Annotated in this window: 3 protein-coding genes; 1 reads left to right on the top strand and 2 read right to left on the bottom strand. The window is 58.3% G+C overall.

The window, feature by feature from the left end:
• Positions 1-150 precede the first annotated feature (150 nt).
• Positions 151-1,860: an alpha/beta fold hydrolase gene (locus FE782_RS30370; protein WP_138198106.1), complete on the bottom strand. Its 1,710-nt coding sequence runs from the start codon at positions 1,858-1,860 to the stop codon at positions 151-153.
• Positions 1,861-1,953: 93 nt separating this feature from the next.
• On the opposite strand from FE782_RS30370, the gene FE782_RS30365 reads away from it, so the two are divergent.
• Positions 1,954-3,087, top strand: a complete 1,134-nt coding sequence (locus FE782_RS30365; protein ID WP_138198105.1) for a response regulator — start codon at positions 1,954-1,956, stop codon at positions 3,085-3,087.
• Positions 3,088-3,103: 16 nt separating this feature from the next.
• Here the strand turns inward: FE782_RS30365 and FE782_RS30360 are convergent, their stop codons facing one another.
• Positions 3,104-6,157 (bottom strand): hybrid sensor histidine kinase/response regulator, encoded by a 3,054-nt coding sequence (locus FE782_RS30360; protein WP_138198104.1) that lies wholly within the window; start codon positions 6,155-6,157, stop codon positions 3,104-3,106.
• Positions 6,158-6,363: the final 206 nt, after the last annotated feature.

Raw genomic sequence — 6,363 nt, 5'->3', positions numbered from 1 at the left:
TACAATACGGGGCGCTACCAATGGTCATTAAAAAAGATGACCCCCAATGAATACAGGAGTCATCTTTTGGCGGCTTAGCCGCCGAGGGCTTTCTTTAAACTGTCCGCCAATGGGGTCACAGTTCACCCCTTGCACGCCCGCGGCTTTTTATTATTTCATCTTCGAAATCCATGCCGCGATGTCGTCGATGACGTGCTGCGAAACGGCGCCGGGCACGTTGTACTCGCCGAGCGTTCCCGCGCCGGGACCGTCGTAATCGACGAAGAAGTGATTCAGCCCGGGATACAGCTTATAAGTCACGTCGTCCCGCTCTCCGAAGATCTCCTTGTACTTGGCGAAGTCCTTCTCCGCATACACTTGGAAGTCGTCCTCGCCCTGGAGGACGAGCACCGGCTTCTTCAGCCCGTCGACATAGGCGGGGAGGTCGAAGGCGTCCATCTCTTTGAAGTAATAGGCCGGGAAACCGAAAACCGTACTGTTCTTCGCTTCTTCGACGCTCATCGCCGCCACGCCTTGCGCCTTCTTATACTCCGCTTCGACGTAATCCAGGTTCGCCCGCTTCGCGGGATCGGCGTCGTCCATCGCTTCGATGAACGCCATATTCTGATCGTAGATCAGCTCCCACAGCGTGCGAGGGGAGCCGGCGAGCAGCACCAAGCCCGCGAAGTCGCCGCCCTCGGCGTCGATGCGAGGCGCCAGCATGCCGCCTTGGCTGTGGCCGATTACATACACCTGAGACGCGTCGATGCGCTCGTCCCGCTTGAGCAGCTCCGCCGCGGCGACGGCGTCGTCGACCGACTCCTCCGCGACCGTGATCGCGGCCGCTTCCTCCGGCGTGAACGCGTCGCCGTAAGCGTACGTCCGCTTGTCGTACCGCAGCACGGCGATGCCTTGCTGCGCCAATCCCCAAGCGAGGTCGCGGAACGGCGTATACGCGCCTGCCGTCTCGTTCCGGTCGCTCGGACCGGAGCCTTGGACGAGCACGACGGCCGGGACCGGCCCTTCCGCCGCCGCGGGCAGCGTCAACGTGCCGCCTAATTCGTAAGCGGTGCCGGCTCCGACGACGACCTCTTCCTCGACGACGGCGTCGGGCGCCTCGGCTTCCGCCGCGGCCGGCTGCAGCAGCAGGCCGACCAATCGCTGACGTTCCCCATTGATCGCTAGGGACACTTTGAAGTTCATGCGTTCGAAGGCGGCGACCGCTTCGACGCCGAGCGTTTCCGCGTCGAGCGGCGCCGATTGCACGGCCGCGACGCCGAGGAACGCTCCGGCGATCGGCGCCGCGCTTTCCCAGCCGGAAGCGAGCGCTTCGACCGGGACGGCCGCCTTCATCTCGTCCGCGAACCATTCGTCGGACAGCTGTTGGTATTTGCCATCGATGAGGAGCCGAAGGATGTCGGCCACCAAGGCTTTCGGGTCGAGCGCGCCGCCTTGAACCTCGGCGGCTTTCACGTCGGCCCGATAGGCCGTCTCGAATCCGAGTACGGTCTCGAAGAAGGACAGCGGCACGAAGACGCGGTTCGAGACGACGGCGGAGGCGGGCGCGAAGGCGGTCTCGCGTCCGTTGACGGTCGCGGAGGCGGCTCCGACGCGGAAGGAGACGTCGACGTTCGACGAGGACAAGGAGACCGCGTATGTACCGGGGTCGAACGAGACGCGGAAGCCGAGCCGTTCGGCGGCGGCGCGAACCGGAACGAGGACGGCGCCCGCTTCTTCGTAAGGCGACGCGTCCGCGAACGTCAATGCGCTTCCGTTCACCCACAAGGCGACGGGGGAGCGGTCGTCCGCCGCGGCCGCCGGGACGGCGTTCGCGAGCAGCGCGAGAGCGGCGGCGGAGGCCGCGAGGCGTTTCATTTTCATGATCGATGTTCCTCCTTGTTCATTAAACCTCTTAAGTAGTACGATAGGGGAGAATGTAAAGTTCCTATCAATTATGGGTGGAAGGGGATAACGATGAAAGTCGTCCTGATCGACGATGAACTATTAGCGTTAAGCTATCTGGAACATCAACTTCAAGACATCGCCGACATCGACGTCGCAGCGAAGTTCGTCGATCCCGAGAAGGGAACGGCCTATATTCTCGATCACGACGTAGACGTGGCGTTCCTGGATATCCATCTTCCGGAAGTGAACGGAGTCGAATTGGCCGAACGGCTGTTGGAGCGGAAGCCGAAGCTGAACGTCGTGTTTTGCACGGCCTACGATGAATACGCGATCAAAGCTTTCGAGCTGAACGCTTTGGATTATTTAATGAAGCCGGTAGGGAAAGAACGCTTGGCCGTCACGCTGCAGCGGATTCAGGAGCGTCTTGGAGGGGATGCGGACTCGGGAGCCTCGGCGACTGCGCCCCTTCGGATGAAGCTGTTCCAACAAGTCTTGATCGAGGCGGACGGCAAGCCGCTCGCGCCCATTCGTTGGCGAACCGCCAAAGCCCAGGAGTTATTCTTGTATTTATTGCAGCACCGGGGTCAACTGGTTCGCAAATCCGCGCTCGTCGAGCTGCTGTGGCCGGAATACGAACCGAATAAGGCGTTCTCGCAGTTGTACACCGCGGTCTATCATATTCGAAAAACGCTGGAACCGATGAATACCCGGTTTCACTTATCGAACGCGACGGAAGGGTACATTCTGGATGTGGACCATGTCCGACTGGACGTGGAGGAATGGGAGCAGCGCCTGCAGACGCTCTTGCCGGTCGACGACCGGACGATCGAGGAAATCGAGCAGGTCATGGCGGCATACACCGGCGATTACTTGCAGGATTACGAATACGTATGGGCGGAGAGCGAGCGGTTTCGGTTAAAATTGCTGTGGGTCCGCGCCATGACGGAGTCGGCCGAATGGTATGCCTCTTGCCGTAACTATATGAAGGCGATCGAGAAATACTTCGAGATCTGCAACCGGCAGCCCTTGGCGGAAGAAGCCCGCTTCGCCTTGATGAAGCTATATGCCGCAACGAATAATCACTTATCGGTGCACCGGCAGTATCGCGAGCTTACGACCGTGCTGCTGGAGGAAGTCGGCGAACGCCCGAGTCCGTATATTACCGAGTGGTACCTGCAATGGAAAATGGAGAATAAGGAATGATCGCAGGGATCATTCCTTATCTCGGAAGCCGAAAGCTCACGGTCGTGCCTTGTCCCGGAACGCTCTCGATGCGAATGCCGCTCCCGTACAGCTGCTTCAATCGACGGTCCGTATTTCGCAAACCGATTCCCTCGCTGACATCGGCCGGCGCTTCAAGCGCTCGGGCGATGTCCTCCTCGCTCATGCCTACGCCGTTGTCGCTGACGGACACGACGATCCGATCCCCCGAACGCGCCGTCCGAATGCGAATCGTTCCCCCGCTGGCGCGCTTTAGAATTCCATGATTTACGGCATTCTCCACAAGCGTCTGGATGGCCAGCGGCGGCAATAGGAACGTTAGATCCGCTTCCAATTCCCACTGCGCGTCCAGTCGGTCTCCGAACCGCTCCCGTTCGATAAATAAATAAGATTTCACGAGTTCGAGCTCCCGGTCGATGGATACCAATCGGTCGGTATTATGGAAATCGAAGCTGGTCCGAAGGTAGTTGCTGAACTCTTCGAGCAGTCTTTGCATTTTCTTGATATCCATCGTTCCCAGCGCGGCGATCGAATTAATAGTGTTATATAGAAAATGCGGCCGAATCTGCGCTTGGAGCCAGGCGGCCTCCATTCGGAGCCGTCCCTCGATCGATAATTTCAACTCGATCAACGCGCGGACGCGGGAACGGAGCTCCCAGAAGTCGACCGGCTTCGTCACGTAGTCGTTCGCTCCGGCTTGAAACCCGGCGAGGACGTCCTCCGAACGGCTCCTTGCCGTTAGCAGCAGGATCGGCAGTTCGGTCATGGAGAAGCGCTCGCGAATCCGCCTCGTGAATTCGTACCCGGACATCTGCGGCATCATGACGTCGGTGATGATCAAATCGTATGTCGCCGTCTCGAGTTTGGCGAACGCATCCGCCGCGTTCATGGCGGTCGCGACGCGATACGGAGCGGTGCGCAGGATATCCGCCAGAATCGCTAAATTGATGCTGTCGTCGTCCACAACTAATACTTTCGGATGTTCCGAATCGGCGGAAGAAGCCGGGAGGTGGACGACCTCCGGTCGATCCGCGGCGAAGTCGGCGCTCTCGCCAGCAATGAGGTTCCGAGACGCTTCCGGGCTTTCGGCGCGATCCATCTCTTCGGCCAGAGGCAGCGCGACCGTGAATCGGGAGCCTTCTCCGGGAACGGAAGCGACGCTCAAGTCTCCGCCATGGAGCTCGACCAACTGCTTGGCGATGCTTAACCCGAGTCCGAAGCCGCCGACGGCATACGCCCGTTCCGAATCCCCTTGCTCGTACGGCAGGAAGATCCGCTGCCGCGTGTTCTCGTCCATTCCGATCCCCGTATCCAGAATATGAATATGCGCCGTCGCGTCCGTCCGCTCGACATAGACGGAGATGCTGCCTTCATCCGTGAATTTGATGGCATTGTGCAGAAGATTAAACAAAATTTGTACGAGTCTATTTTCGTCGGCTTGGACGGCCGGGAAGTCTTCGGGAACGTCGATGAGCAAAGCGATGGGTTTGCCGTCCAACATGAATCGGAGCATCTCGAGGATGCCGTCGACGACAGGCCGAATGCGCACGCTGCCGACCTGCAGTCGGACGGTGCTTTCTCTCAGACGCGTGACGTCGATTAAATCGTCCAGCATCAAGGACATTCGTCTGGCTACCGCTACCTGGATTTCCAATCTTCGCTTGTGCTCTTCCGGGACCGGACGAACCGGGTCGTCCAACACGCTTTGCGTAATGTTCATAATGCCGTGCAGCGGATTTCGAAGCTCGTGCGACGTATTCACGAGGAAGCGATCCTTTTCCCGATTGGCCTGTTGAAGCTTGTCCGCAAGAAGGACCGCTTCGCGTTTGGCCTGGAAAAACCGCCTGAACCAAAAGGCCGCGAAAGCCAGGACGGCGATGGCGAGATCGAACGGGTAGTGCATCATCTCCAACGTCGTTCTGCTTTCGATAATGGTCCACACGATATTCGCGCCGATCGCGGCGATGCCGATTAGCACATACATCACATCCTTGCTCTTCCGAATCGCATTCTTCAAGACGAGTCCCGAGAGGATCGTAGAAATGATAAGAATGGATGTCAACACGAACAAGGCGGACATGACGTAGCTGGCCGGCGTCAGCAATACGAACAAGGCGTAGACGACGCAGTACGCGGCGAAGCTCCGCAACAATCCGGGCTTACCGCATCCGGGAAACATACGGTTCAGCAAAGGGGGCAGGAAAGCGACGACGCCTGTATAGGACAAGACCCATATTTTGGTCGTGAATTCGTAAGGAAGCGGAAACCAAACGAAGAGCAGCCGATCGTCCGCAACCAGTACGATGAGAATCGCCAAGAGCATGACCAGCGCAAAATAAAGCAATCCTCTATTGGCGACCCCGAAAAAGAACAGCATGGCCGCGTAGATGCCGTGGATCAAAAAGACGACGCATAACCCGATTTGCAAACTGGTCGATAGCAGCGTTCGGGAATTGATTGCGTCCACGGTTCCGAAGCGGACCGCTTGCGTAATGCCGCCGGGACCCGCATGGGACGAAGCGTGAACGAGAAGCTCGATCGTCGGTTCGTCGCCGTCGAGCGCGATGGAGAAGGGGAGGTTACCGGCCCGATGTTCCTCCCGCTCTTCGGACGGCGAGCCTTCTTGCGCGGCCAATCGGCCGTTCACATAGACGGCGGATGCATTGTTAACGCGATTGAATCGTAACTTAAGCGAGGGCCGTACATCTTCATCGTCATCGAGAAGGATCCGAAGACGATACGTGCCGAAGCGGAAGGAAGACGGCGCCTGATCCCGAAACGCAGGCTCCCATTTCCCGGGGACTTGGATAGACCGCGCTTCGAAACGGTCCGTCGAACCGGGCTCGACGAGTCTCGAGGGGTAAAACTCCCACTCCCCGGTAAGCGGGATCGTCTGCTTATGCGGCAACGTCCATCCCCGCAGGTCCAAGACGCCGCCCGTAACCCGGGGATGCTCGATCGGCTTCTGAGAATGCAGCACCGTTAATCGTAACGCCGTAATGGCGATCAGAAACAAGGCAAGGATGACGATCGTTTTTTTAGTAGAAACCAATATTCCAACCTCCCTCCATGAATCATATTAGAACTCCGCGAACTCTACAATTTCTAGACGAGAAATCTTTCCTATCGGAATCCAGGACCTGATGTCGAAGATTTGTAGAATTCAACATGTGGAAATTTCTGGGCAAGCGAAAATACCCGGTCGCGGCGAGTGTCTTCGCAACCGGGTATGGCTCTGCTTCGCGCGATATCGCGAAG

The organism is Paenibacillus antri, assembly GCF_005765165.1.
Taxonomy (GTDB): domain Bacteria; phylum Bacillota; class Bacilli; order Paenibacillales; family YIM-B00363; genus Paenibacillus_AE; species Paenibacillus_AE antri.
This window is presented reverse-complemented; position numbering and strand designations above follow the sequence as displayed.

Bases quoted from the DNA above. Each gene is read 5' to 3' on its own strand.
- FE782_RS30370 (WP_138198106.1), bottom strand. From the start codon at position 1,860: ATGAAAATGAAACGCCTCGCGGCCTCCGCCGCCGCTCTCGCGCTGCTC.
- FE782_RS30365 (WP_138198105.1), top strand. From the start codon at position 1,954: ATGAAAGTCGTCCTGATCGACGATGAACTATTAGCGTTAAGCTATCTG.